The sequence below is a fragment of the Neorhizobium galegae bv. orientalis str. HAMBI 540 genome (assembly GCF_000731315.1).
Taxonomy (GTDB): Bacteria; Pseudomonadota; Alphaproteobacteria; order Rhizobiales; family Rhizobiaceae; genus Neorhizobium; species Neorhizobium galegae.
Window position 1 is genome coordinate 2,544,612 of sequence record NZ_HG938353.1, and the last position, 26,622, is coordinate 2,571,233.

Annotated in this window: 24 protein-coding genes; 13 read left to right on the top strand and 11 right to left on the bottom strand. The window is 62.3% G+C overall.

Features of this window, described 5'->3' with window-relative positions; all coding sequences use genetic code 11:
• Positions 1-10 precede the first annotated feature (10 nt).
• The 3 genes from RG540_RS12620 to RG540_RS12630 all read left to right on the top strand — a co-directional run bounded on the left by RG540_RS12620 (position 11) and on the right by RG540_RS12630 (position 2,390).
• Positions 11-964, top strand: coding sequence for a metallophosphoesterase family protein (locus RG540_RS12620; protein WP_038549459.1), 954 nt, complete (start codon positions 11-13; stop codon positions 962-964).
• Between the two features lie 98 nt (positions 965-1,062).
• Positions 1,063-1,542: an RNA polymerase sigma factor gene (locus RG540_RS12625; protein WP_038588391.1), complete on the top strand. Its 480-nt coding sequence runs from the start codon at positions 1,063-1,065 to the stop codon at positions 1,540-1,542.
• A 2-nt stretch (positions 1,543-1,544) separates the two neighbouring features.
• Entirely contained in the window at positions 1,545-2,390 is an 846-nt protein-coding gene (locus tag RG540_RS12630; protein ID WP_038588394.1) for an anti-sigma factor family protein, read from the top strand.
• 497 nt (positions 2,391-2,887) lie between these two features.
• Here the strand turns inward: RG540_RS12630 and leuA are convergent, their stop codons facing one another.
• Both leuA and RG540_RS12640 read right to left on the bottom strand, forming a co-directional pair.
• Entirely contained in the window at positions 2,888-4,618 is a 1,731-nt protein-coding gene (leuA, locus tag RG540_RS12635; protein ID WP_038588397.1) for a 2-isopropylmalate synthase, read from the bottom strand.
• Between the two features lie 325 nt (positions 4,619-4,943).
• Positions 4,944-6,128 (bottom strand): benzoate/H(+) symporter BenE family transporter, encoded by a 1,185-nt coding sequence (locus tag RG540_RS12640; protein ID WP_038593683.1) that lies wholly within the window; start codon positions 6,126-6,128, stop codon positions 4,944-4,946.
• 287 nt (positions 6,129-6,415) lie between these two features.
• Between RG540_RS12640 and RG540_RS12645 the strand changes: the two genes are divergently transcribed.
• The 3 genes from RG540_RS12645 to RG540_RS12655 all read left to right on the top strand — a co-directional run bounded on the left by RG540_RS12645 (position 6,416) and on the right by RG540_RS12655 (position 11,339).
• On the top strand, positions 6,416-7,366 hold the full coding sequence (locus RG540_RS12645) for a GGDEF domain-containing protein (protein WP_046601342.1): 951 nt from the start codon (positions 6,416-6,418) through the stop codon (positions 7,364-7,366).
• A gap of 136 nt (positions 7,367-7,502) precedes the next feature.
• Positions 7,503-10,199 (top strand): bifunctional diguanylate cyclase/phosphodiesterase, encoded by a 2,697-nt coding sequence (locus tag RG540_RS12650; RefSeq protein ID WP_051909376.1) that lies wholly within the window; start codon positions 7,503-7,505, stop codon positions 10,197-10,199.
• Positions 10,200-10,304: 105 nt separating this feature from the next.
• Positions 10,305-11,339: a MerR family transcriptional regulator gene (locus RG540_RS12655; RefSeq protein WP_038588400.1), complete on the top strand. Its 1,035-nt coding sequence runs from the start codon at positions 10,305-10,307 to the stop codon at positions 11,337-11,339.
• 127 nt (positions 11,340-11,466) lie between these two features.
• On the opposite strand, the gene RG540_RS12660 is transcribed toward RG540_RS12655, so the two are convergent.
• Positions 11,467-12,057 (bottom strand): ATP-dependent Clp protease proteolytic subunit, encoded by a 591-nt coding sequence (locus RG540_RS12660; protein WP_244446555.1) that lies wholly within the window; start codon positions 12,055-12,057, stop codon positions 11,467-11,469.
• Between the two features lie 214 nt (positions 12,058-12,271).
• Between RG540_RS12660 and RG540_RS12665 the strand changes: the two genes are divergently transcribed.
• Both RG540_RS12665 and RG540_RS12670 read left to right on the top strand, forming a co-directional pair.
• Positions 12,272-12,856, top strand: a complete 585-nt coding sequence (locus tag RG540_RS12665; RefSeq protein ID WP_038588403.1) for a HupE/UreJ family protein — start codon at positions 12,272-12,274, stop codon at positions 12,854-12,856.
• A gap of 108 nt (positions 12,857-12,964) precedes the next feature.
• Positions 12,965-13,846, top strand: coding sequence for a DUF2076 domain-containing protein (locus tag RG540_RS12670; RefSeq protein ID WP_038588406.1), 882 nt, complete (start codon positions 12,965-12,967; stop codon positions 13,844-13,846).
• Between the two features lie 132 nt (positions 13,847-13,978).
• Here RG540_RS12670 and queF read toward each other — a convergent pair whose 3' ends face one another.
• From queF to RG540_RS12685, 3 genes are all read right to left on the bottom strand, one after another.
• Positions 13,979-14,443 (bottom strand): preQ(1) synthase, encoded by a 465-nt coding sequence (queF, locus tag RG540_RS12675; RefSeq protein ID WP_038588408.1) that lies wholly within the window; start codon positions 14,441-14,443, stop codon positions 13,979-13,981.
• Positions 14,440-15,309, bottom strand: a complete 870-nt coding sequence (locus tag RG540_RS12680) for a cation diffusion facilitator family transporter (protein WP_244446677.1) — start codon at positions 15,307-15,309, stop codon at positions 14,440-14,442. The genes queF and RG540_RS12680 overlap by 4 nt, the downstream gene beginning before the upstream one ends.
• A gap of 210 nt (positions 15,310-15,519) precedes the next feature.
• The gene (locus tag RG540_RS12685) at positions 15,520-17,079 is read right to left on the bottom strand and encodes an MFS transporter (protein ID WP_051909378.1); all 1,560 of its coding nucleotides are present in this window, start codon (positions 17,077-17,079) and stop codon (positions 15,520-15,522) included.
• Positions 17,080-17,262: 183 nt separating this feature from the next.
• Here RG540_RS12685 and RG540_RS12690 point away from each other — a divergent pair, with 183 nt between their 5' ends.
• The gene (locus tag RG540_RS12690; RefSeq protein WP_038588411.1) at positions 17,263-18,174 is read left to right on the top strand and encodes a LysR substrate-binding domain-containing protein; all 912 of its coding nucleotides are present in this window, start codon (positions 17,263-17,265) and stop codon (positions 18,172-18,174) included.
• Positions 18,175-18,258: 84 nt separating this feature from the next.
• Entirely contained in the window at positions 18,259-18,843 is a 585-nt protein-coding gene (locus RG540_RS12695; RefSeq protein ID WP_038588413.1) for a hypothetical protein, read from the top strand.
• A 4-nt stretch (positions 18,844-18,847) separates the two neighbouring features.
• Here RG540_RS12695 and RG540_RS12700 read toward each other — a convergent pair whose 3' ends face one another.
• Both RG540_RS12700 and RG540_RS12705 read right to left on the bottom strand, forming a co-directional pair.
• On the bottom strand, positions 18,848-19,351 hold the full coding sequence (locus RG540_RS12700) for a GNAT family N-acetyltransferase (RefSeq protein ID WP_038588415.1): 504 nt from the start codon (positions 19,349-19,351) through the stop codon (positions 18,848-18,850).
• 1 nt (position 19,352) lies between these two features.
• Complete coding sequence (locus RG540_RS12705) at positions 19,353-21,542, bottom strand: anthranilate synthase (RefSeq protein WP_038588418.1); 2,190 nt, start codon at positions 21,540-21,542, stop codon at positions 19,353-19,355.
• Between RG540_RS12705 and RG540_RS32380 the strand changes: the two genes are divergently transcribed.
• Both RG540_RS32380 and RG540_RS12710 read left to right on the top strand, forming a co-directional pair.
• Entirely contained in the window at positions 21,542-21,895 is a 354-nt protein-coding gene (locus RG540_RS32380; RefSeq protein WP_151043417.1) for a hypothetical protein, read from the top strand. The two genes, RG540_RS12705 and RG540_RS32380, sit on opposite strands and share 1 nt — an antisense overlap.
• Positions 21,853-23,067, top strand: a complete 1,215-nt coding sequence (locus RG540_RS12710) for an extensin family protein (RefSeq protein ID WP_080724930.1) — start codon at positions 21,853-21,855, stop codon at positions 23,065-23,067. The genes RG540_RS32380 and RG540_RS12710 overlap by 43 nt, the downstream gene beginning before the upstream one ends.
• A gap of 20 nt (positions 23,068-23,087) precedes the next feature.
• Here the strand turns inward: RG540_RS12710 and RG540_RS12715 are convergent, their stop codons facing one another.
• Positions 23,088-23,471: a nuclear transport factor 2 family protein gene (locus tag RG540_RS12715; RefSeq protein WP_080724931.1), complete on the bottom strand. Its 384-nt coding sequence runs from the start codon at positions 23,469-23,471 to the stop codon at positions 23,088-23,090.
• A 179-nt stretch (positions 23,472-23,650) separates the two neighbouring features.
• Between RG540_RS12715 and RG540_RS12720 the strand changes: the two genes are divergently transcribed.
• The gene (locus RG540_RS12720; protein WP_244446556.1) at positions 23,651-24,163 is read left to right on the top strand and encodes a TetR/AcrR family transcriptional regulator; all 513 of its coding nucleotides are present in this window, start codon (positions 23,651-23,653) and stop codon (positions 24,161-24,163) included.
• A 50-nt stretch (positions 24,164-24,213) separates the two neighbouring features.
• Here RG540_RS12720 and RG540_RS12725 read toward each other — a convergent pair whose 3' ends face one another.
• The gene (locus RG540_RS12725; protein WP_038588424.1) at positions 24,214-24,591 is read right to left on the bottom strand and encodes a VOC family protein; all 378 of its coding nucleotides are present in this window, start codon (positions 24,589-24,591) and stop codon (positions 24,214-24,216) included.
• Positions 24,592-24,807: 216 nt separating this feature from the next.
• A complete protein-coding gene (locus tag RG540_RS12730; RefSeq protein WP_038588427.1) occupies positions 24,808-26,487 on the bottom strand; it encodes a formate--tetrahydrofolate ligase in 1,680 nt (559 codons plus the stop codon).
• Positions 26,488-26,622 lie beyond the last annotated feature (135 nt).

Below are 26,622 nucleotides of genomic sequence, written 5' to 3' on the forward strand. Positions count from 1 at the left end.
TGTGTGCGCCATGTTCAAATTCGCGCATATTTCCGACATCCATCTGGGGCCGCTTCCAAACCTGACGCTTCGCGAGCTTTTCTCGAAGCGGATCACCGGTTTTGTGAACTGGCACCGCAATCGGCGCAAGCACCTTTTCGTCAACACGCTCGACCTGCTTTTGAGCGATTTGAAGACGCGCGAACCGGACCAGTTGGTCATCACCGGCGATCTCGTCAACCTGGCGACGAAGATCGAGACGCGGCTTGCCGGCGAGTGGCTGCGCACCATCGGCGACCCCTATGATACGACTGTGGTGCCCGGCAACCACGACGCCTATGTACCCGGCGCGCACGACAAGTCGGTCAACGAATGGTACCCCTTCATCAAGAGCGACGACGACCCGGCTGAATGGCCGGAGGAGGATCATATCTTCCCGACGCTGCGCCGGCGCGGACCGCTCGCCATCATCGGCTGCTCGACCTCCAATGCCACCCTGCCCTTTTCGGCGTCCGGTTATTACGGCTCGCGGCAGGCGCGCGAGACGGTCAATCTGTTGAAGAAAGCGGGAGATGAGGGTCTCTTCCGGGTCGTGCTGATCCACCACCCCCCGATCCGAGGCGCCGCCTCCTCGCACAAGCGCATGCTCGGCATCCGGCGGTTCGCAGCCGCGATCTCCACCGGCGGCGCCGAACTGGTGCTGCACGGGCATACGCATCTCAACACGCTGTACTGGCTGCGAAGTCATAGCGGCAACGTGCCGGTGGTCGGCATCGCATCGGCCTCCCAGGGGCCCGGCGGACACAAGCCGCGCGCCGCCTATAACCTCTTCACGCTTTCCGGCGAAGCCGGCGCCTGGAACCTGCTCTGCGAACGCTACGGCCTGACGGAATGGGGCGACGGTGTCGCGCTCGACAACAGCCGCCTCCTCTATGGTGAAGAGCCGGCGACGATGTCGATTCCGCAAGTCGCGAGAATGTTGTAGAATCAATGGCGCGATTGTTGCGGAATCGCCACAATCTCGTCATAGCTATTACTTCGTTCCGGTTATTGCAGTAAATCACAGGTAAGCCGCTCCTATCCATGACCCAATCGAGCCCATCGACCGACATTCGGCGCGATCTCGTAGCGCTCCTGCCGCGCCTGCGCCGTTTTGCGCTGACGCTGACAGGAAGTGCTGTCGAGGCCGATGACCTGGTTCGCGAAGCGGCTGGCCGGGCGATCCAGAAAAGCCATCACTGGAAGGGCGAAGGCCGGCTGGAAAGCTGGCTTTTCAGCATGATCCGCAGCACCTTCGTCGACGAATCCAAGAAGCGCCGGCGCGCCGAAATCCATGCTGTCGACGATACCTCCCCGGCCGAAAACTCCCGTCCGTCGACCGCCCTCGTCTGCCTGCCGGACGGCTTGGCAAGCGTTTTCCTGCTCGCCGACGTGGAGGGGTTCGCCTATGCCGAGGCGGCCGCCATCCTCGGCATCCAGCCGGATCTCTTCGCCACCCGTCTTTGCGCTGCACGTCTTAGCCTGGCGACCGCCGCCGCCCAGACGAGCGAGCGGAGAGCGTGAGGATGAACATCCCCCATCCGTCGTCGCTCGAACTGCGGCTTTCCGCCCATATCGATGGCCAGATCAACGAGCAGGACCGGCACGATGTCGAGGAACTGCTGGTCAACGATCCGCAGGCACGGTCCCTGCAAGATGCCCTGAAGCGCGGGGCCGATCTCGGCCGGCGCGCGTTTGACGATATGCTGAAGGAACCGGTTCCGCTCAATCTGGTGCGCACCATCAAGAATGCACCGCTGCCGCGCCGGGCCATACGCCTGCCGCAGGGGCCGCGCCCGACGCTTTCCTTCAAACCGTCCGGCCTGCAGGCGGTCGCCGCCTGCGCCCTGTTTTTCGTGTTCGGCGGCGGTATCGGCTATATGGTCGGCGGCAACCCGGCGGCTCCGCAGTTTTCGATGATTTCCATTCCCGGCACCAGCAGCCGCGACTGGCTGGACGATATCATCGCCCACTACCGCCTCTATGCGCGCCAGACCAATCATCTCGCCGAAATCCCCGCCGAAAGGCCAGCCGATATCCTCGAATGGCTGACCACCAATACCGGCGTCGGTTTTCGTATCCCCGATCTCAGCGACAGCGGCCTGACCTTCCAGGGTGCCCGCCTGTTTGCCGCTGGCGGCGCGCCGGTCGGCCAGCTTCTCTACCGGCGCACCGACGGCGATGGAGACGGCGACGTGATCGCCATTTCCTTCACCAAGGCCCGGCCCGAGGGTAACCGCTCGATCGAGGAAATCCGCAACGATACCGGCCTCGTCTCCTGGGTCACGCCGCTCGCCACCTACATGGTCGTCGGCCCCTCGTCTGCGGCAGATCTGGATGATATCGCGGCAAAGGCGGCGGGGTTGATTTAGGGCGGTTGTTAGCCGAAAGTGCATCCGACTATTCTGCTCAATTCAGGCTAAGCATTTGAGACTCGGAAAATGTGCCGCCCTTCGGGCGATCGAGTTGACACCTCCCTGACACCAGATTGGTGCCGGCAACCATTCGCGATGAATTGTTCTCCAATCAAAGGAGAACGAAGCATGGATTTACCAATTCTCATCATCGTGACTGTTCGATGTGAAGGCCGAGCAGGCTACCATATCGTGTATTGGTGCTCATCGACCTGGAGAGGCCCTATCAAACGCTTTCGAACACGTGACGATGCCGTGGAATATGCATCATCAATCTACGCAGCCTACGGGTATCCCCAACTCTATCGCGGCATCAGGTTGAGCTAGGACGCAAAGGCATGCGCCACCTTTCGTCACCTAAATGCTCAGCACCGAATGACCACCTTCCACAATCAAAAAAGGCCGCTTGATTTCGGGCGGCCTGTTCTTTTGATACGCGGACTATGTCAAAGCGTTCACCGCGCCGCCAGCACCCGGTTCGCCGCCGAGACGATCGCCTCCAGCGAAGCCGCGACGATGTTCTTGTTGATGCCGGCGCCGAACAGTTTTCCGTTCGGGTGCTCCATCTCCACATAGGCGATGGCGGACGCGTTCGAGCCGTGCTGCAGCGAATGTTCGGAATAGTCGGCGACCGACAGCTCGATGCCGAGATAGGTCGAGAGCGCGTTGATGAAGCCGTCGATCGGCCCCGTGCCCTTGCCTTCGATCCGCTTCACCTCGCCGCCGTCGATGATCTCGGCTGCAACGATGCGGATGCCTTTATGGTCGGCGCCTGCCGGATAGGTGTGGTGGTCGACGAATTTCAGCCGTGCGCCAGGTTGTTCCACGTAGCGCTCGATGAAGCTCTCGTAGATGCGCTTGGCGGGAAGCTCCACGCCCTCTTCGTCGGTGATCCGCTGGATTTCCTCACGAAACTCGACCTGCAGGTTACGCGGCAGGTTCAAGCCGTAATCCTCCGCCAGGATGTAGGCGATGCCGCCCTTGCCCGACTGCGAGTTGATGCGGATGATCGCCTCGTAGGAACGGCCGACATCGCGCGGGTCGATCGGCAGATAGGGCACTTCCCAGACCGGGTGATTGGCGACCTTGATCGCCTTCATGCCCTTGTTGATCGCATCCTGATGCGAGCCGGAAAAGGCCGTGTAGACCAGTTCGCCGACATAAGGATGGCGTTCGGGAATGACCATCTGGTTGGAATATTCGTAGACCGCCTTGATCCGCTCGATATCGGAGCAATCCAGTTCCGGATCGATACCCTGCGTGTACATGTTCAAAGCGAGTGTCACCACATCGACATTGCCGGTGCGTTCGCCATTGCCGAACAGCGTGCCCTCGACACGATCCGCACCTGCCATCAGGCCGAGTTCGGTCGCGGCAATGCCGGTGCCGCGGTCGTTATGCGGATGCAGCGAAATGATGATGTTTTCGCGGTTGTCGAGATTTCGGCACATCCATTCGATCTGATCCGCATAGATGTTCGGGGTCGCCATCTCGACCGTCGAGGGCAGGTTGAGGATCAGCTTGTCCTCGGCAGTCGGCTTGATCACCTCGGTGACCGCATTGCAGATCTCCAACGCCACTTCCAGTTCGGTGCCGGTGAAGCTTTCCGGCGAATACTGGAAACGAAACCCGCCATTTGCACCATTGGCAGCCTTGGCCGCCATGTCGGTGATCATCTTGGCCGCATCGACCGCGATCTGCTTGATGCCGGCGACGTCCTTGGCAAACACCACGCGACGCTGCAGTTCGGAGGTTGAATTGTAGAAATGGATGATCGGCTTGTGGGCGCCTTCCAAAGATTCGAAAGTGCGAGTGATCAGCTCCGGCCGGCACTGGACCAGAACCTGCATCGACACGTCTTCCGGCACGCCGCCCTCTTCCACGCACCAGCGGGCAAAGTCGAAATCGGTCTGCGAGGCGGACGGGAAACCGATCTCGATCTCCTTGAAGCCCATGTCGAGCAGCATGCGGAACATGCGGGCCTTGCGGTCATGGCCCATCGGGTTGACCAGCGACTGGTTGCCATCGCGCAGATCGACCGAACACCAGATCGGCGCCTTGTCGATGACCTTCGAAGGCCAGGTGCGGTCGGGAATGTTGATGGTCGGGTAAGCGCGATACTTCACTGCCGCATCGGGCATTCCGGATTTCGGGCCGGATTTGGGGGAATGAGTCTTGGCGTCCATTGTCGTCGTCTCTTCTCGCTTCACGCGTCGCTCGGCATCCGTCTGGGGAATTGGCCGTCGTCGATGCGGACCTTTAGCGGTCTTTTGTGGCTCGGTCTTGAATGTTCGTGAGAGGAGCTCTTATGCCGGGCGGGCTTTCGGCCGCCGGGCGCTCCTCAACGGACCCGGCAACCGCGCGTAAGGTCGAGGCTAAGAAGCGAGGAAAGCGCAAAGACCATCGTCCCGGCCGCGGTGCGGCGGATAGACGAACGGTCGGACATGATTGCGCCTGTCATGGTCATGGGCAGGATGTATAGCCGCGTGTCCCGAATGACGCAAGTGCCCTCTACTTTTTCAGAGTCTGGATAAAACGCTGCAGCGTCATCATCACGCCACCGGCGACGAGGCCCCAGAAGGCCCCGGAAATCCCGGCAAAGGAGAGGCCCGATGCCGTCACGAGAAAGGTGATCGCCGCAGCCTCCCGGGTCTCCGGGTCGCGATAGGCCGCAAACGCCGCATTGGCAAAGGCGCCGACGAGGCCGAGGCCCGCCACCGCCTGCAGCAGGATCGGCGGAGCCAGCGACACGAAGGCGATGATCCCCCCGGCGATCAGGCCGAACACGATATAACCGAAGCCGGCGACGATCGCCGCCCAGTAGCGTCTGGCCGGATCGGGATTGGCGTCCTCGCTGGCGCACATCGCCGCCGTGATCGCCGCCATGTTGACCGGAACACCGCCGACCAGCCCGCCGAGGATCGAGAAGATGCCGGTGCCGACAAACATCACACCCGGCGGCGGCTCGTAATGATGCACCCTCAGGATCGCCATGCCGGGTATGTTCTGCGAGGCCATGGTGACGATGAAGAGCGGCAGCGCCACCGAGATCACCCCATGCAGGGTGAAGACCGGCGTGACGAAGGTGAGGCTCGGATGGATCGCCTGACCGATCTGCGCCATCGCGTCCGGGGGAAGATCGACACCGAAGACAAGCACAAGGATCAGCGCGCCGAGCGAGGCCGGCACCGCCCAGAGGCGCCATCTGGAAACGACGACCATCCAGGTCAGCACGATCGGCAGGCCGAGCGCCGCATTGAAGGCGACGGCCTTCACAGGTGCGAGGCAGAGGCTCAGGAGAATGCCGGCAAGCATGGCATTGGCAAGCGGCGCCGGGATCAGCCGGATCGCCCGGCTGAGCGGCCGGAACAGACCGGAAAGAATGATCAGCACGCCGCAGACCACGAAGGCGCCGACAACGGCCGGAAACCCGCCCTCGATCACGCTGATGCCGGATAGAAGCGCTGCGCCCGGCGTCGACCAGGCGATGCTGACCGGCATCCGATACCAACTCGAGAACACGATCGCCAGCAAGCCCATCGAAATCGATTGAGCCAGGAGAGCCGAGGCGACCTCCGGCGCGGTCGCACCCATCGCCTGCAGCCCCTGCATGATGACGGCAAACGAGCTGATAAAGCCGACAAAGGCTGTGAGCAGCCCCATCATCAGGGCCGAGACGGAGAAATCCTTGATCATGCAGGCGGGACTCGTGAGCTTGAAAGTCCGCAATCGAACATAAGCCTCCCCGCAAAGGCAAGGCGCGTTTGCCGCAAAAGGGTACGGCCGAGTGGGAAAGCCATGGCTGCAGTCAGCCATTCGGCTTTGCCGGGCCGCGAGCAACCGTCCTTTGTTCGTGCATGCGAATATTCGCATCTGTTGATAATTTCGAAGGAGTTTGGCGATAGTCTCGGAACTGTGCGCCCGTTGCTTCCGGTCGATCCGGCCACGAAGCTCGGATCGCATCGAACGCCCCCGGGAACTCAATGACGGCATCGCCAGCTCACCAAGCGCCAAGTATCGAGATCGGACGGGAAACCGCCTTTTCCCGCGATCAGCTCTATTTCATTCTGTCGGCGCTCCCGGATCCCTGTTTCGTCCTCACCCGCAGCGGCCGTTATGCCGCGCTCTTCGGCGGCCAGGACACGCGCTATTATCATGAGGGTAGCTATCTCGTCGGCAAGAGCCTCTACGACGTCCTCGTCGTCGAGAAGGCGCAACGCTTCGTGCGAGAGATCGAAAAGGCGCTCGCCTCGCGTGCCCTGCATATCATCGAATACAGCCTCTCCGGCAGCGACGTGAAGGGGCTGCAGAACGACGGCCCCGAACATCCGATCTGGTTCGAGGGTCGCCTGCAGGCGCTTGATTTCCAGGTCGACGGCGAGGATGCGATCGTCTGGGTCGCCAGCAACATCACGGAAAAGAACGCCGTCGAAAACCAGTTGCGTCATCAGAGCGAGACCGACGCGCTGACCGGTTTCTTCAACCGCCGCAAGCTGATGGACGTGCTCGCCTTGAAGTTCGAGCTTTTCCGGGACGAGCATATCCCGACATCCGTTTTCATGTTCGACATCGACCACTTCAAGACCGTCAACGACGAGCTTGGACATGCGATGGGCGATGCGGTTCTGAAAGCAATTGCCGGCGTCTGTCGCCTGGAATTGCGCAAGACCGACTTTCTCGCCCGCCTCGGCGGCGATGAGTTCGTCGTGGTCATGCCCGCCACCCGGCAGGAGCACGGCATCGTCATCGCCAACCGGCTGCGCCAGCGCGTCGCAACCGAGGTCCGGGAGACGCTTGGCCACCACGCCACGATCAGCGGCGGCTTGAGCGAATTTCTGTCGGCGGATGCCTCCTCCGAGGACATTCTGAAACGGGCCGACGACGGCCTCTACCGTTCCAAGCGTGCCGGCAGGAACCGGATCAGCCCCGCATAGGCACGGCCGAGGTCCCATTTCCGTACAAACGAAAAATTTGTGCCTCTTCAGCACATCGTTGCGTAGTTGATACGCAGGTAAATTAGACAATCTTAAATTTTGTCGGCGACAGTGGGGGACACCATCGGAAATCTCCATGACCTCGCTGCCATTTCTCTCGAAATCGAAATCATCTCGTCTTCAGTTCTTCGGCCTCGGCTATTTTTTCCCGGCCATCCTTGCGGTCGCCGGCCTGCTGGTCGGCGTGGTCCGTGCCGATATCGAGAAACGCGAACAGTACCATGTAGCGCAGCAGGTCAAGGCGGCTGAACAGCTCGCCAAAGTGGCCGCAGGCCTCGAGACCAATATTCATGGCAACGTCAATCTGATCTACGGACTGGTCGCCGCCATTGCCGCCAATCCGAACATCAACCAACCCCAATTCACGGCGCTTTCAGAGCGGGTTTTCGACGTTCCGTCACAGCTGCGCAATGTTGTCGCCGCCAAGGACCTGGTAGTCGGCCTGGTCTATCCCGAAGAGCCGAACAAAAAGGCCATCGGCCTCGACTACCGCACCAATGAGCTGCAGCGGGATGCCGTGATGAGAGCCGTCGAGCGACGGACACTCGTCATCACCGGCCCGGTTAATCTGGTGCAGGGCGGCCAGGGGCTGATTGCCCGCTATCCGGTCTTCTCGCTTGCCAATGGCCGGTTCTGGGGTGTCGTTTCGGCTGTCATCGATCTCGATCGGCTCTATACGGACAGCAATGTCAATACCCAGCGACAGACGCTGGACATCGCAATCTCGCAGCGGCCCATCCCCGCCGAGCGCGACATCTTCCTCGGAAACGTTGCGATATTTTCGCAAGACCCGGTCAAATCAAGGATCGAGCTCGGTTACGACACCTGGTATCTCGCAGCAGTCCCGAAGGGCGGATGGGAGGGCTCGCCGCTGGACATGTTCGGCTTCCGGGTCACCGCCCTTCTGATCGCCTTCTGCATCGCCGCGCCGCTCCTCTGGGCGGGCCTGTTGATGAAGCAGCGCCACGGTAACATTCTCACTCTGCAGCAGCGCGAGGAACAGCTGGAAACGCTATCCCAGCGCCTCGAACTGGCGCTCCAGGCCTCGGGCGTCGGCGTCTGGGAATATGAGCCTTCGACCGATACTCTGATCTGGGACGGGCGCATGCGCGAGCTCTACGACTCTGCCCCGGACCGCACGGCTCGCGAATACGCGGACTGGCGCAATGCGCTGCATCCCGACGACGTGGAAGCCGCCGAAGCGTACTTCCGCGACGCGCTCAAGAACGAAACGAGCTACCGCACCGAGTTCCGCGTCATGTCCGGCAACGGCCAGGTTCGCCACATCCGTGCACACGGCGCCACTTACCGGACCGCGAGCGGCGTCAAGCGGGTCGTCGGCGCCAATTGGGACGTTACCAGGGACGTCACGCTGCATTCCGAACTGCGGCAGGCCCAGACGAAGGCCGAGTTGCAGAACGACGAATTGCGTTCGGCAAGGCGCACGCTCGAACATCAGTCGCTGCACGACGCCTTGACGGGCCTGCCGAACCGGCGCTTCCTCGACCAGTTCATGACTGCCGGGGAGAAACAGGCTGCAGGTCACCGGCTGGCATTCATCCACATCGATCTCGATCGCTTCAAGGAAGTCAACGACACGCTCGGCCATGCGGCGGGCGACGCGGTCCTGAAGGCCACCACGTCCCGCCTGCTCGAATTGATCGACCACGACGAGTTCGCCTCGCGTATAGGCGGTGACGAATTCGTCGTCGTGACCGGGGGCGCGGAGCCGCAACGCCGGGCCGAATATCTCGCCCAGTCGATCGTCAGCACGCTTGCCCGCCCCATCGATATCGACGGGCATCAATGTCGCATCGGCTGCAGCGCCGGCATCGCATGCCAGACCGCAGCCGGCGAGGAACTGAGCCAGTTGCTGATCAATGCCGATATCGCGCTCTATGAGGCCAAGAAGCGCGGCCGCAACCGCGTCGAGCTGTTCTCCAAGGAACTGCGTTCGGCAGTGGTGCTGCGCAAGCGCATGTCCGACGAATTCTTGACAGCGCTCGAAGGCGACCAGATCATCCCCTTCTTCCAGCCGCAATTCGACGCGCATTCGCTCGCTATCGTCGGCGTCGAGGCGCTGGCGCGCTGGCAGCATCCCAAACGCGGCCTGTTGGCGCCGGACAGTTTCCTGGCGATCGCCGAGAGCTTGCACCGGTCGGCCGATATCGATGCGATCATCCTTGAAAAGGCGCTCTTCCAGTCGGTGAGATGGCGTGCGCTAGGGCTCGACATCCCGCATCTCTCCGTCAACATCTCGGCGCAGCGCCTGAAGGACGAAAGGCTGTTCAAACGGCTGGCCGACCTGCCGATCATTCCTGGGACCCTGTCGTTCGAACTTCTTGAATCGATCTCCTTCGAAGATCAGGACAAGGAGCTGAGGTCCGCCATCCTCAGCCTCAAGGCGCTTGGTATCGATATCGAGATCGACGATTTCGGCACCGGCCACGCTTCGATCGTCAGCCTTATCGAACTCGGGCCCAAGCGGCTGAAAATCGACCGCAAGCTGATTGCCCCGCTCGAAGCCGCCGGCTCGCAGCGCCGGCTGGTCGCCTCGATTATCGAGATCGGTCGCTCGCAGGGCATTGAGATCGTTGCCGAAGGAGTGGAGACGGCAGCCCATGTGGACATCCTGCGCAGCCTCGGCTGCCAGACCCTGCAGGGTTACGTCTTCGCCAAGCCGATGCCTGCCAACGAGTTCATCACGTTCGCGATCGATTGGGAGGCCGGCAACCATTCCCGGTTCGCGTCATCGGCGGCGCTGGTCGACTGAGCGAACTGCCGCCGGAAAAAATCGAAACCTCACAAAACACCTGTTGACCCGGCCCCTGGGGCTGCCCCGATAGGAGGAGCGGTCAACAACCGACGAGGTGATTCCTTGAGTTCTTCCGCACGCTACCTCAATCCGTCCGACGCCGCCGAACGGCTCGGCATATCCCCGAAGGCGCTGCGCCTTTATGAACAGCGCGGCCTGATCGCCCCGGTGCGCACCGCGGCCGGATGGCGAACATACGGGCCTGTCGAAATGGCCCGCGCCGGCGAGATCGCCGCATTGCGAGCCCTTGGCCTCAGCCTCGCACAGGTGGCGCGGGTGCTGAAACGTGAGGCGCAGGACCTTGCTACAGCGCTGGCCACCCATCAGGCGCGGCTTGAAACGGAAGCCCGCCGGATCGCCGAGACGGTCGAAAAAGTCCGCAACCTGCGCGCGGGCCTTGCCGCCGGCGAACCGCCGCGGCTGCATGAGCTGACGCGGCTGGCGCGGCCGGCGGCCGAGATCGTCGCGGCTTTCGACCTTCCCTGGCCCTGGTGCGGCGAACGCTTCGAGCTCAGGGATATAAGACCGCTCAACTACGTCATCGGCCCGCTCGGCAGCGGCAAGACCCGGTTCGCCCGGGCGATCGCCGAACATCTGCCGGGCGCGGTCTTCGTCGACCTCGATCGCGCCGCCAACGATGCCGCCGAGGCCCGGGCACCGATGGAAACCGATCCGGCGCTGAAGCAGCGCGTCGAGCAGGCGCTCGCCTGGCTCGTCGAGGAAGGCGCAGCCGTGACGCCTGCCCTCATCGCCCTCCTCGTCGCGATCGAAGCTGACGCGGCCCGCATCCCGGTCGTCGACATGATCGAGCAGGGTCTGGACCAGCCATCGCAGGAGGCGATCTCGGCCTATCTGCGCAATCGCGGTCCCGGCGCCCGCCCGCTCTTCATCATGACCCGCTCCTCGGCGATCCTCGATCTCGGCGCCATCGGACCGGACGAGGCGATCATCCTTTGCCCCGCCAACCACAACCCGCCGAGCCGCGTCGCGCCCATTCCGGGCGCCCCGGGTTACGAAGCCGTCGCCACCTGCCTTGCCGCGCCCGACGTCCGCGCCCGCACCGAAGGCGTCATCGCCTGGCGCCCGCAGGTCGCCTGAACCGCAGACGGGAAAGCGGCCGGATTGGTCCGGCGGACGCCATCTGCGGTAACGCAAGCCGCAAACAACAAAAAGCCCCGCCGGCGGCAACCGGCGGGGCTTTTCAAATTCAAATGGCGCAGAGCGATCAGATTTCGCTCTGCGACGTCACGATCCTCGAAACCAGGCCGTAGACCTTGGCTTCTTCGGCGGACAGCCAGTAGTCGCGGTCCGTGTCGGCGGCGATCTTCTCGACCGACTGGCCAGTGGCTTCAGCCATGATCCTGTTCAGCCGCTCGTTCATCTTGATGATTTCGCGGGCCTGGATCTCGATATCGGATGCCATGCCGCGGGTGCCGCCGGACGGTTGATGAAGCAGGAAGCGGGTGTTCGGCAAGCAGATGCGGCGCTCCTTCGGAACGGACACGTAGATCAGCGCGCCGGCCGATGCGACCCAGCCCGTACCGATCATCCAGACCTTCGGCTTGATGAACTTGATCATGTCATGGATCGAGTCGCCCGATTCCACGTGGCCGCCGGGCGAGCTCACATAGACGCGGATGTCTTCGTCGCTGGCGGCGGCAAGCGCCACGAGCTGCGTGTTGACCTTCTGCGCCAGTTCCTGGGTAATCGTTCCATAAATGAAGATCGAACGCGACTTGAAAAGATTCGCTTCCGTTTCCTTGCCGAGCGGCAGTTCCTTGGTCTTGTCGTCCTTGTCGTCTTCGTCGTCGAGCACGCTGAGAGTCTCCTGCATCAGATTCATATACCGGACATAATGTGTTCGCCGCCGTAAAACAATGGAGCGTAGAGTCTAAGACGGTACCTTCCACGGACTAAGGTGAATGACGTAGTACCGAGCCTTCTGTCGCGGCAATTGCCGATGGACAGCCACAAAGCGCTTGCCTATCTTCGCAGTCATTCCGCATGCACATAATTTCCAGGGGAACCAAATGCTGAAACGCCTTTCGCTCGCCGCTGCCATTCTTGCCGCCGCCACCGCACCTGCCTTCGCGCATCTCAATCCGGCAGAACACGGATCGCTCCTCGCCGGTTTCTCCCATCCGCTTTTCGGCGCCGACCATATCCTGGTCATGGTCGCCGTCGGCCTGTGGGCGGCACAGATCGCTAGCGACAGCAGCCGCAATGCGCTGTGGCAAATTCCCTTGGCCTTCGTCGGCACCATGGCCGCCGGCTTCCTGCTCGCACTCGGCGGCATCGGCCTCCCCTTCGTCGAACCGGCCATCCTCGCCTCGGTGATAGGCCTTGGCCTGCTCGTCGCAGCGGCCGTGAAGCTGCCGGTTTCGGCGGCAGCTGCCGTCGTCGGCGTGTTCGCGCTGTTCCACGGCCACGCCCATGGCGGCGAACTCGGCTCGGCAGGTGCCTTGCAGTTCGGCATCGGCTTCATGATCGCCACCGCCCTCCTGCATGCAGCCGGCATCGCGCTCGGCCTCGGCATTGCCCGCGTCAGCCCTTACATCGCCCGTATCCTCGGCGCCGCGACCGCGCTTCTCGGCCTGTCGCTGGCCTTCGCCTGAGCCCCGGTCACGAGCCAAGATTACCGAAATGTAAGGGATCCCGGCTTTGAAATGCCGGAATCCCTGCCTACCTTCTTGTCCACGGCAAACGCCCCCAAGGAGGCAAGCATGTCACCCGAAGAACGCCAGCTCCTGACCGCCCTTTTCGACCGCGTCCGCACCGCCGCAGCCACCCCGCGCGACCGCGACGCCGAAACCCTCATCGACCAGGCCACCCGCGAACAGCCCTACGCCACCTACTACCTGGCACAGGCCGTCATCGTGCAGGAAAAGGGCCTGGAAGCCGCCTCCAACCACATCAAGGAACTGGAAGACCGCGTCCGCCAGCTTGAAGCAGAGACGAGCGATCATCACCGTGCCGAACAGAGCGGCGGGTTCTTGAGTTCGATCTTCGGCACTGGCCAGGCCCAGCAATCCCCCGCCCCGCAGCCCGGTCTTCGAACCGGTCCCGGTCCGCAGCAAGCGCCCCAGGCAGGTCCCTCGTCCGGCCCATGGGGTAGCGCCCCACGCCAGAACTACCGCACCGGCAGCGACTATGATGACGGTTATCGCGCGCCCCAGCCGCCTGCCGCCTCCTGGAGCGGCCAGACGTCGGTTCCGTCAGCCGGTGGTGGCAGCTTCTTGCGCGGCGCGCTCGGCACCGCAGCCGGCGTCGCGGGCGGCATGCTGCTCGCCAATTCGCTCTCCGGCATTTTCGGCAGCCACATGAACTCCCTCGGCTTGGGCTCGCCGCTTGCCGGCAGCAACCCTTTCGGCAGCGGCAACGGTCCCGTCGAGGAAACCGTCATCAACAACAACTATTTCGGGGATGATGCGGTGCGCCAAGCCTCCGGTAACGACAGCACAGCCGCCAACACCAATGACCCAGCCGACAATTCCGGATCTAATGCCGGCCTGCAGCAGGCCGATTACGGCAACGACGACTTTTCCGACGACCAGCCGGATTTCGACAACAGCGACATGGGCAGCGACGATTCGATGGATGTGTGAGTGGTCTACGGTGGCTAAGCCGCCGGGCCTTTCCTCGATGTGCGGGCGGAGGGCCGGTTTTCTACGCCGGAATGCGCTCGCCTGGCGCTCAAAACGCTCCACTGGAGCGTTTTGCCGGCAAGCCGTCGCGCCTCACCCACGCCCGCGATACGTCGCGACCCCCTGCTCCGGCAGCCACACGCCTGCCGGCGCCTCGCCCGTCTGCCAGAACACGTCGATCGGAATGCCGCCGCGCGGATACCAGTAGGCGCCGATCCTCAGCCACTTCGGGGCGAGCAGATCGACGATCCGCTTGGCGATGTAGATCGAGCAGTCCTCATGGAACGCGCCGTGGTTCCGGAACGAATGCAGGAATAGTTTCAGCGACTTCGACTCCACCAAAAAGCCGTCCGGAATATAGTCGATGACGATATGCGCGAAGTCCGGCTGGCCGGTCATCGGGCAGAGAGAGGTGAATTCCGGCGCGGTGAAGCGCACCACGTAATCGGTGCCCTGGTTGCCGTTCGGCACCTTTTCGAGAACCGCGGTTTCGGGGCTCTGCGGGGCTTCCACGTGAGATCCGAGCTGCGAGAGCCCTGTGACATCGGTCATCGTCATTTGCCTGTTCCTTCAACGTCTACTTTCTGTCCATGGGCGCGCTCGCCTTCGGGCTCCACATGGATTGCCAATGTGGCGCCGGCAATACTCGCTTTGATCGCATCTTCCAAGCGGTCACAGATCGCATGCGCTTCTGCGACGCTCATGCCAGCCGGCACGACCAGATGGAAATCGATGAAGACAGCCGCCCCCGCCCGGCGCGATTTCAAGTCGTGGACACCAAGCGCGCCGACCGAATGGGTGGCGATCGCCTCGCGCACCGCCGCCTCCTCGTCCGGCTCCAGCGCCCGATCCATCAGCCCGCCGATGGAATGGGCGATCACCTTGTAGCCCTGCCAGAGGATGTTGATCGCGACCAGGATGGCGAGCACTGGGTCGAGTATCGCGTATCCCGTAGCAACAGCGAGGACGAGGCCGACGAAGACCCCGGCCGAAGTCACCACGTCGGACATGATGTGTTGGCCATCGGCTGCCATTGCAGGCGAATAATGGGCGGTGCCGATCCGGATCAGCGTCGTCGCCCAGACGGCATTGATGACCGCTGCCAGTCCGTTGATCGCAAGGCCCAGCACCGGCGCATCCGGCAGTTTCGGCGCGAGCAGCCCGTCCCAGGCCTCACTGATGATCAGGAATGCCGCGACGATGATCAACCCGCCTTCAACGACCGCCGAGATATATTCCGCCTTGTGATGACCGAACTGATGGTCGTGGTCTGCCGGCCGCTGCGCATAGCGGATGACGAAATAGGCGATGAAGGCGGCGGCGACATTGACGAAGGATTCCAGCCCGTCCGAGAGCAGCGCGACGGAACCGGTCACCCACCAGGCCAGCATCTTCAAGGACATGACGCCGAGCGACAGCGGCATGCCCCAGAAGGCCAGCCGCTCGACGATTTTGACTTCCCTCGCCACGATGTCTTCCTTTTTGCGCGTGCGAATGATTTGCAGGACCGAAGGCCCAAAACGGCGAAACCGCCGCAGCGAGATGGTCTCGCTGCGGCGGTTTCGGATGGCCTGCATATGGCGCAGATGAACCTGTTTGTCAAAGGGCGTTTGTCAAAGGGCCGGCTGGCGTAGTCAGGTCTCGTCGGATCGCGTCGCGGCAACCGCGGCCAGTTCCGCCTCCTCCGCGATATCCTCCGCTGTCTCACCTCCCCGCCCGAGGAAGAGGAACACTACGACCGCCGTCAGTGCCGTGATCGCGGTCAGCAGCCACAGGAGCGAGGAGAACCCGTGGCTATAACCCTGCAGCAGGGCCGCCTGCCCCATCGACGGCACCAGTCCCGCCGCATCCCGCAGGTCGCCGGTCACCAGCCGTTGGGCAATCGCGCCCGCCTGGTCGCCGGCGCCACTGCCGAGGTTCGCGCTGGTGAGCGCCGAAAGTACCGCCGTCACCACCGCAAGCGCCACACCTTCGCCGGCAACCCGCGTGGTGCTGAAAATGCCGGTCGCCATGCCGGCTCTTTCTTTCGGCACGACGCTGACGGCGAGACCGTCCATCAGGCCCCAGGGCAGGCTGATGCCGACGCCGATCGTCAAGAGCGGCGCAATCAGCGCCACTGGCACGGAGCCCACCGGAAACTGGCTGAGCCAGAACAGGCCGACCGCCGAAATCGCAAGGCCGGCGCCACAAATCGTCGCCGGCGCGAACCAGCGCGTCAGCAGTCCGGCGGCGATCGGCAGGACGAGGAGCGGCCCGGACAGCGCGATCATCATCCGCCCGCCAGCGATCTCGTCCATGCCTTCGATGCCGATGAACCGCACTGGCAGGAGGATGAGCAGCACCACGAACGCATAGGCCGGCGCCGCCGCCAGCAATTGCACGCCGACGAAACGCGGATAACGAAACAACGTGAGGTCGAGCATCGGCCGTGCCACGGTCCGTTCGATCAGGCCGAAGGCGAGGAAAAGCAGGACTGCCGCCAGAAGCATGACGATGACAAGCGGATCGCCCCAGCCGCTTTCCGGCGCCTGCAGCACGCCGAAGGTTAGGGCGGTCAGCGCCGCGGTGAAACTGAGCGCCCCTTTCCAGTCGAGACCGGACGCGTCCGGATCGCGCGATTCCCGCACGAAGATTGCACCGAGTATGAGCGCCACCGCCGCCAGCGCGACGACCAGCATGAAGATTGCCGGCCAGCCGAACATGGCGATCATCCATCCCGATGCGATCGGCCCGAAGGCGAGCCCGATGCCGAAACTGGCGCCGACGATGCTGAAAGCCCTGAGCCGCGCCGCGCCGTCGAATTCCTGGGCGAGCGACGCCATGCCGCCGGAAAAGGCGGCCGCCGCGCCGATGCCCTGCAGCGCCCGCAGCACGTCGAACCAGACGATATCGCCCGCGAAGGCGAGACCGATCGAAAATAGCGCGAAGATACCGAGGCCGCTCAGGAAAATTCGCTTGCGCCCATAACTGTCGGCGAGCGCGCCGGCGGCCATCAGCGTGCTGCCGAAGGTCAGCATGAAGGCATTGGTGGCCCAGTTGAGGGCAATCGGACTGCCACCGAGGGCCCGGCTGATGGCGGGCAGGCCGACGGCCGTGCCGGTGAAGGTGAGCGGCATGGCGGCCGCCGCGCAGCAGACTGCGAACAGAACGAACAGCCGTCCGGCTGGCGTTGCAGCATGTGTGTTGTCTCTCATATCGGAGATTCCGCTGTTTTGGAGCAAAAGGAAAGGCTGGCGGCCTGGGAGAAGCCGTCACCTAAACCGATCCGGCCGGAAGGGTATCGATTGACCAACACAAGATAGTTTTGACACAATGATTAGAAAATCCTCCGTCTGTTCCTTACATGACGGAAGAAAACGCTCGAATGGGAGATGGTTATGGATCGCCTGGGTGGATTGACGGCCTTCGTGCGCACCGCTGATCTCGGCAGTTTCGTCGCAGCCGGCCGGGTGCTCGGTCTTTCGGCTTCGGCGGTCGGCAAGGCCGTCACCAATCTCGAAAAGGATGTCGGCGTCCGGCTTTTCCAGCGCTCGACGCGCAGCCTGCGCCTGACCGAAGAAGGCCGGCTATTCCACGAACGCTGCCGCCGCGTGCTCGACGAGCTGAACGATGCCGAAGCCTCGCTGGCAAGCGCCATCGCCGTGCCGCGCGGAAAACTCAGGGTCAGCGTGCCGATCGTCACCTATCATCTTCTGCTGCCGGTGCTGCCGGAATTCGTCGAGCGCTACCCGGAGATCGAACTCGATCTCGATTTCAACGACCGGGTCGTCGACCTGATCGACGAAGAGGTCGACGTGGCGATCCGCAGCGGCAACCTGCCGGATTCGCGGCTGATGTCACGGACACTCAGGCCTTTCCAGATGCTTCTCTGCGCCGCGCCTTCCTACCTCGAACGCCACGGTACTCCCGAATGCCCGCGCGAGCTCGATGGCCATCTGGCGATCCGTTTCCGCTATCCGAACAGCCGCAAGATCCAGGATTTGCCGATCACCCTGCCGCCCGAAGGCGCCGAGCCGCACCTGCACACGGCGCTCACCTGCAACAACATGGAGGCACTGCGCAGCACCGTCATCGCCGGCCTCGGCATCGGCTGCATGCCGGATTTCCTGGCAAGGGCACCCGTCGCCGACGGCCGGCTGCGGACGATCCTCGACGAACACCTCAACGCCCCTGGCCAGTTCCACCTCCTCTGGCCCTCCAGCCGGCACCTGTCGCCGAAAGTGCGGGTGCTGGTCGATTTTTTGAGCGAGAAACTGTTCACGGAGACGTGCGAGAAGCTTTCCTCGTAAGTGGCTACCGTTTCGTACCAGTATGACACCCATTGTCAAAAAAAGGTCTCTGTTGATTTGCCTTGAGATTCGCTAAACTGAATTATGGAACAAGAACAAGTTCAGATACCTGCATTCAAAGCGGCGCGGCTTGACGCTATCGAAAATTATATAGCAATGGAGCACAATTATATTGCGATAATTTCAATATTACTGAAAATACCACATGAACAGGCCATTTCCATCGCATCTGGCATGTTAAATTCAAAATCTCGTTTAGTTTTAGTGGGAGATTTGATCCAGCCATTGGCCACCGAAGCCATGCCTTTTTGGCAAGAAGTCCGAGAGCGTATCGAGAGGCTCGATATTATGCGGAATAAAATTGTCCATTGGATAGAGGTATATCAAGAAGGTCCGCGCGATGACACTGGGAAAGTGATTTCTCCCACCGTCTCAAAGCTAGTGCCGTGGAAAACATTCGTTGGAACGGATAAATCAGCCCTCGATATTCATGCGCTGCGCGAGTTTTCAGCTAGAGTGAAATACACAAATCAATTGTTAGCTCATCTCGCAGCTTACTTTTTATACTCGCCTGAGATGAAACTCACGTTCAGGAGTATCTTTGTAAAGAAACCAGATGATAATACGCTAAATCAATTGTTTGCTTTGATTGAGAAAGCTGCGCGCTAACCATTCAACTCAATATCACCGCCATCCCGATGCTGTCGATGTACCGCCCGTCGATCCTCACCGCATCGCGCGCCACGCCCTCGCGCACGAAGCCGACCTTTTCATAGAGCGCGATGGCGCGCAGGTTGTCGGCGTGCACATGCAGTTCGACGCGGTGGAAGCCGCGGTCTCGGGCCTGCCCGACCGCGGCGCGGATCAGCCGCGTGCCGAGCCCCTTTTCGCGATAGCCGGGGATGATGCCCATGCCGAGCGTGCCGCAATGGGCATGCGTCGGCTGGGGATACCGGCGGATGTCGCACCAGCCGACTACGTCGCCGCCGGCAACGGCGACGACCTGCGGATGGCCGTTCTCGATCATGTCGAGCACGAATGTCCGCACGCTTTCGAGCGGCGGCGCCTCCAGGAAGGTCAGATATTTCCGCTCGCGCGAGACCGTGTCGAGCGCTTTGTGGAAGCTTTCGATATGGTCCTCGCGGATAGAGTCGATCGCGATGGCTTCGGCCGACACCTTACGCCGCCTTGGTCTTTGCCCGCCGCGACAGATGTGCCACGACGTTTTCGATCATCCGCATGCCGGCATCGCCGCCGAGCGTCATGATCGATTCCGGGTGGAACTGCACCGCCGCAACCGGCTCCTTGACGTGCTCGATACCCATAATCGTGCCGTCCTCGCTTTCGGCGGTGATCATGAAATCCGGATGCAGCGTCTTCGGATCGGCGAAGATCGAGTGATAGCGCCCGACAGTGACTTCCTTGGCGAGCCCGGAGAAGACGATGCCCGGCTCCAGCACCCGGATGCGCGACGGCTTGCCGTGCATCGGCACCGCCAGGTGTCTCAGTTCCCCACCATAGGCTTCGGCCAGCGCCTGCAGGCCGAGGCAGACGCCGAAGATCGGCAAGCCCTTCGAGCGCGCCAGCTTGATCGTCGCCTTGCAGTCGAAATCCTTCGGATTGCCGGGCCCGGGCGAGAGCACGACGAGGTCCGGATCGAAGCGGTCGAACACCTCCTCCGGCACCGGCGTGCGCACGGTCGAAACCATAGCCCCCGTCTGGCGGAAATAGTTGGCGAGCGTATGGACAAAACTGTCCTCGTGGTCGACGAGCAGGATCTTGACCCCTTGGCCTACCCGCGCCACGTCGCGGCCGGCCTTGGCCACATTGCCGGCCTTTGCATCACGGATCGCTGTCAGCATAGCCGACGCCTTCAGTTCGGTTTCTGCCTCTTCCTCGTTCGGATCGCTGTCGTTGAGCAGCGTCGCGCCGGCGCGCACCTCGGCAATGCCGTCCTTGATGCGGATGGTGCGCAGCGTCAGGCCGGTATTCATGTCGCCGTTAAAGCCGACCATACCGATCGCCCCGCCATACCAGGCGCGCGGGCTCTTTTCGTGGTTCTCGATGAACCGCATAGCCCACAGTTTCGGGGCACCGGTGACGGTGACGGCCCAGGCGTGGCTGAGAAAGCCGTCGAACGCGTCCATGTCCGGCCGCAGACGCCCTTCGATATGGTCGACCGTGTGGATGAGCCGCGAATACATTTCGATCTGCCGGCGGCCGATCACCTTCACCGAGCCCGGCTCGCAGACACGGGATTTGTCGTTGCGATCGACATCCGAGCACATGGTGAGTTCGGACTCGTCCTTCTTGGAATTCAGGAGCTTGAGTATCTGTTCCGAGTCGGCAATCGGATCCTCGCCGCGCTTGATCGTGCCCGAAATCGGGCAGGTCTCGATGCGCCGGCCCGACACCCGCACGAACATTTCCGGCGAGGCGCCGACCAGATATTCCTGGTGGCCGAGATTGATGAAGAAGGAATAGGGCGACGGATTGATCGCCTTCAGCCGGTTGGAGATTTCCGAAGGCTTGCTGTCGCAGCGCTCCATGAACTTCTGCCCCGGCACCACCTCGAACAGGTCGCCGCGCCGGAAACTCTCCTTGGCCTTGGTGACGAGGGCCGCATATTCGCCGGGCCGATGGTCGCCCTTCGGCGGTATCGTGTCATTGCGCTGGAACGGATCGGGCGCGATCTCCTGGTCCTTGCCTTGCGTCGTCACGCCATCCTTGGAAAAGTCGTAGCGGTCGATCCAGGCCTTGGCCGCATGATGGTCGACGACGAGGATTTCATCCGGCAGGAACAGAACCATGTCGCGCTGGTCTTCCGGCCGCTGCATCGAAAGCTTGATCGCGTCGAACTGGAAGGCGATGTCGTAACCGAAGGCACCGAACAGGCCGATCGCCGAATCCGCTTCCGAATGGAACAGGTCGACGATAGCCCGCAGCACGGAAAACACCGTCGGCATCTTCGAGCGCTCTTCCTCGGTGAACACGCGCGTCGGCTCGTTGACGGTGAGGTCGAGGCGCCGGTCCGTCCGCGCCCCGAGCGTCAACTCGGCCACCGTCTTCAGCTTGTCCGCGACAAAACCGAGCAGCACTTCGCCGCGGCCGTTGAAGGCTTCGATCCACACCCGGCGGCCATTCGAGGAGATCCCGAGCGGCGGATCGGCGATCGCCGTATCCCAACGGGTATAACGGCCCGGATATTCGTAGTTGGAGGAAAATACCGCGCCGCGCCGCTCGTCGAGCCTGTCGACATAGGAGGAGATCGCATCTGCATAAGGGGCTGCGCGCCGCTGGCGGCTGACCGCAATCCCGCCCCTCGTCTCGTAGACTTCCGAACCGTCATCCCGAATGATCGTTACCATTGTCCTGCCTCTCCAATGTCTTTGCCCGGGTGCCTGCGGCGGATAACAAAAAAGCCGCCTCGGGTTCCGGGCGGCTTGTGGTCTTGTCGATGGACATGACTGGTCAAGGCCGCGTTGAGCGTGCCGGCCACCAGTTAGCAATGGTCATCGAATTCATCATGGGCCGAATTGTTAGCTGGGGTTTTCGAGCCGCGCAAGCAAATTTCCACGAGCCGGAAACAGAATTCTGGCGCTGCGATGCGACCAAAACCGGAGAGAGGCGTTTAGCGTCCCGCAAGGATCGAAGAAACGCAGCCGAGAAGGATACGGCATGCAGCATCCGTGGATCGCTATTCTGGCAGGCCTGCCCCTGATCATCGGAGCCGGGTTGCCGCCCGAAAGACCGATACCGCAACACTCCAACGTCCCGCCCGGCGTCGTGGAGGTGAACTTCCTGACCCGCCTCCTGCAGGACGGATCGCGCGATCGCGCGCCTCGCCGCCGCGCGTCCCCGCGATCACAGGGACGTGCTGCAATTCCCGAACCGCCGGCGCTAGCAAACGTTCCCCTGCCGATCCCGAAGCCTGTTGAAGAGGTGGAGAAGCCGACCGAGGCCCCTCAGCAGGCGGAGCGCCCCGCCGAAAAACCCGCCGTTCCCGAGGCACCGGCACCCGTGGCGCAGAACCGGCCGAGTGAAAATCCGGCCAAGCCCCCTGAAACGCCGCCCGTTGTCGAGCAGCCCGGCACCGCTTCCGAGCCGGCCCATGAAGCCGAAGTTCCGAAGCCCCTGCCAAAGCCAGGCACGACGGCCGCCGAGGCGCAGCCGACTGACAAACCTGGCCAGGCGGCGACGCCCAAAACGGATGCGGCAAAGCCGGAGGAGACCAAGCAGAGCGAAACCAAGCCTGACGGCCAAGAAGACGGCAAGCAACCGGACGAGCAGAAGGCCGAAGCCCCTCCACCACCTCCACCGCCACCGCTTGTCAAGGAAGATCCCGAAGAGCTGAAGGCCTGCCTTGCCGAACTCACCTCGCTCGGCGCGAAATTCGAAGCCACCGATCCGATCGACGAAGGCAATGGCTGCGGCATCGAGAGCCCGATCGACGTTGCCACAGTGCTGCCGGGGGTCGAGGTCGGCGGCGCAACGATGCGCTGCAAGACGGCGGTCAGCCTGGCGCATTGGCTGAAGGACACCGTCCAGCCGGCGCTCAACATCGCCATGCCTGGCCGCAGAATCACCGGCCTCGTGCCCGGCTCCACCTACGCCTGCCGCCTGCGCAACAGCGCCTCGACCGGCAAGATTTCCGAACACGCCCGTGGCAACGCCTTCGACGTCGCCGCGTTCAAGCTCGATAACGGCGAGAAGCTGGAGATGAAGCCACGGACCGAGGACTCCACCATGGAAGGCGCCTTCCAGCGCACCGCCACTGCCGGCGCCTGCCTACACTTCACCACCGTCCTGTCACCAGGCAGCGACGCCGCCCACCAGAACCACCTGCATCTCGATGTGCTGGAGCGGAAGGGCGGATATCGGTATTGCCGTTGAATGCAGCGGCCCGAGCTAGATCATCCGAATTCCCGGTTAACAGCGGTCGCCTGCGACCAGACGGCGACCCAGCGGTCGTCCTGATACTCATAGCTGTCAGTGTGCCAGTAGCCGCTGAGGGGTACATGATGCCCACCGAAGATGACCTCTAGCTGCGAGCGATAGCGGATGACGGCCGCAGAACCATAAGCGCGTACCGCGATCTCCTCCGGCTCCCAGGAAAGGTATCTAAGTTGCCTGGCCGCAATCGCGCCGAGATATTGTTCTCGCGACAGGACAACGCCGATCGGCGTAATCAACTGGAAATCCGGCGCGTGATGGCGCTGCGCGGTAACGATATCGGCACTCACCAGGGCGCGCAGCCTGGCACGCTCGGCTTCACGAATACGCTCTTCTTCGATCATGTCGGCTCCTGGGAAACTTAAGTCAATTAGACATATGGACAAAATATGTCTAATCGTCTTTTGACGAAAAAGACAAGAAATGTCAATGTGTCTAGATGAACGAAATCGACTCCAAATCGGCCCAGATCCTGGATGCCGCACTTCCCGTGTTCATCCGTTTCGGTTTTCGAAAGACGACGATGGCCGATATTGCCCGTGCGGCAGGAATATCGCGCGCCTCGCTCTATCTCTGCTTCAACAGCAAGGAAGAGCTATTCCGCGCCGGGTCGATACGTGCCCATTCCCAGACCATGAATGACGTCGCGAAAACGCTTGGTCGGTCAGGAACCATTTTCGACCGCATTTCGACCGCCATACTCGCCTTTCAGGATGGATTGATCGCTCCGTTCGGCGGGAGCGACAATGCTGAAGAACTGTTTGCGGCCAATATGGAACTGGCTCAGGACATCACGGCTGACGCACGAACGACGCTGCTGGACTTGCTGACGAAAGCATTGGCCGAAGCGGACAAGAATCGAGAAATTGACCTGACCGCTGTGGGAAACCAGCCCGCAGCTCTGGCGGCCCTGATCGCCGCCGCGATGGACGGGATCAAGCACGCACATGGCGTCGGGCCGGAATTCGAGCGCGGCACTCATCTGTTCATAGCGCTTCTGAAGCTGGCAACCACCTCATCCCAACTGCGCGCATAAAACTCTTCGCAATGGAAAGCCCGCCCGGACAGTCCGGGCAGGCAATACCTTCATTCTCGCCACCCCACCTCGACCAACACCCGGCCGGGCGCTAGGCAGTAGAAGAGGTACCCGCCGCGCATCTCTCGCGGCTCCCCCACCAGTTCGGCATCGCCCTCCTTGAGTTCCCGGTAGAGCCTATCGACTTCGGCTCGCTCCCGCTGGATGAAACCGAGATGATAGGTGACGACCCCGAGCGCCTGCTGCTCGGCCCCGCCGAATTTTTCGACCGGCCGGCTGATGACGATTTCGAGCCCGGCATCGTCGGTAAGGATGGCAAGGCCATTCCCACCGCGCGTCTCACGCAGAGTCAGGCCGAAATGCCGGACGAGGAAGGCAGTGGTTGCCGCAACGTCGGCCACGTGGATATCGATATGGTTCATACGCATCGTTTTCTCGCAAGGTTACCCCGGCGGTACGCGACGTGAAAAAAGCCACGAGAATCCGCCGAGAGCGGCACGGGATGTGCCGTTTCTCGTCGCGGGTTCTCAACGGTGGACCGAAGGATCAGAGCTTCCTTGCGGAAGGGGCCGTGCTTACCATATCCGGCCCTGCCTTTTTCGACGGAAGAGCTTTAACACAAGGCGGCTCGGGCGCTCAAGCCCTCAGAAGAGCCCCTCCACGAACCCATCCTCGTTCAGAAAGATGCGTTCCGCAGACGGCACGCGCGGCAGTCCGGGCATGGTCATGATTTCGCCGGTGATCGCGACGACAAAACCGGCGCCGGCCGAGAGCCGCACCTCGCGCACATGCACCACATGCCCCTCCGGCGCGCCGCGCAGGGCGGGGTCGGTCGAGAAGGAATACTGCGTCTTGGCGATGCAGATCGGCAGGTCGCCATAACCCTGCTCCTCCCAGGCCTTCAGCTGGTCGCGCACGCCCCGGTCGGTGGTGACTTCACCGGCGTGATAGATCTTCGAGGCGATGATCTCGATCTTTTCGAGGAGCGGCAGGTGATCGGGATAGAGCGGCTGGAATTTTGCCTGGCCGCCCTCGGCAAGCTCGACCACCTTGTTGGCAAGCTCCTCGATGCCCGCGGAACCCTCAGCCCAGTGCCGGCAGAGGATGGCATCTGCGCCGTGCCGCGCCACGTAATCCTTGACGGCGGCGATCTCATCCTCCGTATCCGAAGTGAAATGGTTGATGGCGACGACGACCGGCACGCCGAATTTCCGCACATTGGCGATGTGGCGGCCGAGATTGGCCGCGCCGCGCTTCAGCGCCTCGACATTCTCCCGGCCCAGACCCTCTTTTTTCACCCCGCCGTTCATCTTCAATGCCCGCACCGTGGCGACGATGACGGCCGCATCCGGCTTCAGCCCCGCCTTGCGGCACTTGATGTCGAAGAACTTTTCGGCACCGAGATCGGCCCCGAAACCTGCTTCCGTCACCACATAGTCGCCGAGCTTCAGCGCCGTGCGCGTGGCGATCACCGAATTGCAGCCATGGGCGATATTGGCAAACGGCCCGCCATGCACGAAGGCCGGATTGTTTTCCAGCGTCTGCACCAGGTTCGGCTGCATCGCGTCCTTCAGCAGCACCGTCATCGCCTTGTCGGCCTTGAGGTCGCGGGCAAACACCGGCGAGCGGTCGAACCGGTAACCAATGACGATGTCGCCGAGCCGCCTTTCGAGGTCCTTGAGGTCGGCCGCCAGGCACAGGATCGCCATCACCTCCGAGGCGACGGTGATGTCGAAACCGCTCTCGCGCGGAAAGCCGTTGGCGACGCCGCCGAGCGAGACGACCGTCTGGCGCAACGCCCGGTCGTTCATGTCCATCACCCGCCGCCAGCTGATCCGCCGCGTATCGATGTTCTCGGCATTGCCCCAGTAGATATGGTTGTCGATCATCGTCGACAGCAGGTTATGGGCGGACGTGATGGCGTGGAAATCGCCGGTGAAATGCAGGTTGATGTCTTCCATCGGAATGACCTGCGCATACCCGCCGCCGGCCGCCCCGCCCTTGACCCCGAAACAGGGGCCAAGCGACGGCTCGCGCACGCAGATGACGGCCCTCTTTCCGATCCGGTTCAGCCCGTCGCCGAGGCCCACGGTAGTGGTTGTCTTCCCCTCACCCGCCGGCGTCGGGTTGATGGCGGTCACGAGGATGAGCTTCCCGTCCTTCTTTCCCGAAAGCGACGCGATGAACTCCGCCCCAACCTTCGCCTTGTCGTGGCCATAGGGAGCAAGCGCCTCGACGGGAATCCCCAGCTTCGCGCCGATCTCCGCGATCGGCTTCTTTTTCGCGGCACGGGCGATTTCGATGTCGGATCTGACCTCTGCCATAGCTTCGCTCCCCGTTCATTGGACGAACCCAAATATGCCCGTTTGGTTATGATTAGCGGGGGAAAGGCAATGTGTGAATAGCGGCGGGGCGGCCAGCCACAACTTCTCCCGGACAAAGAAAAGGGCGGCGCGATT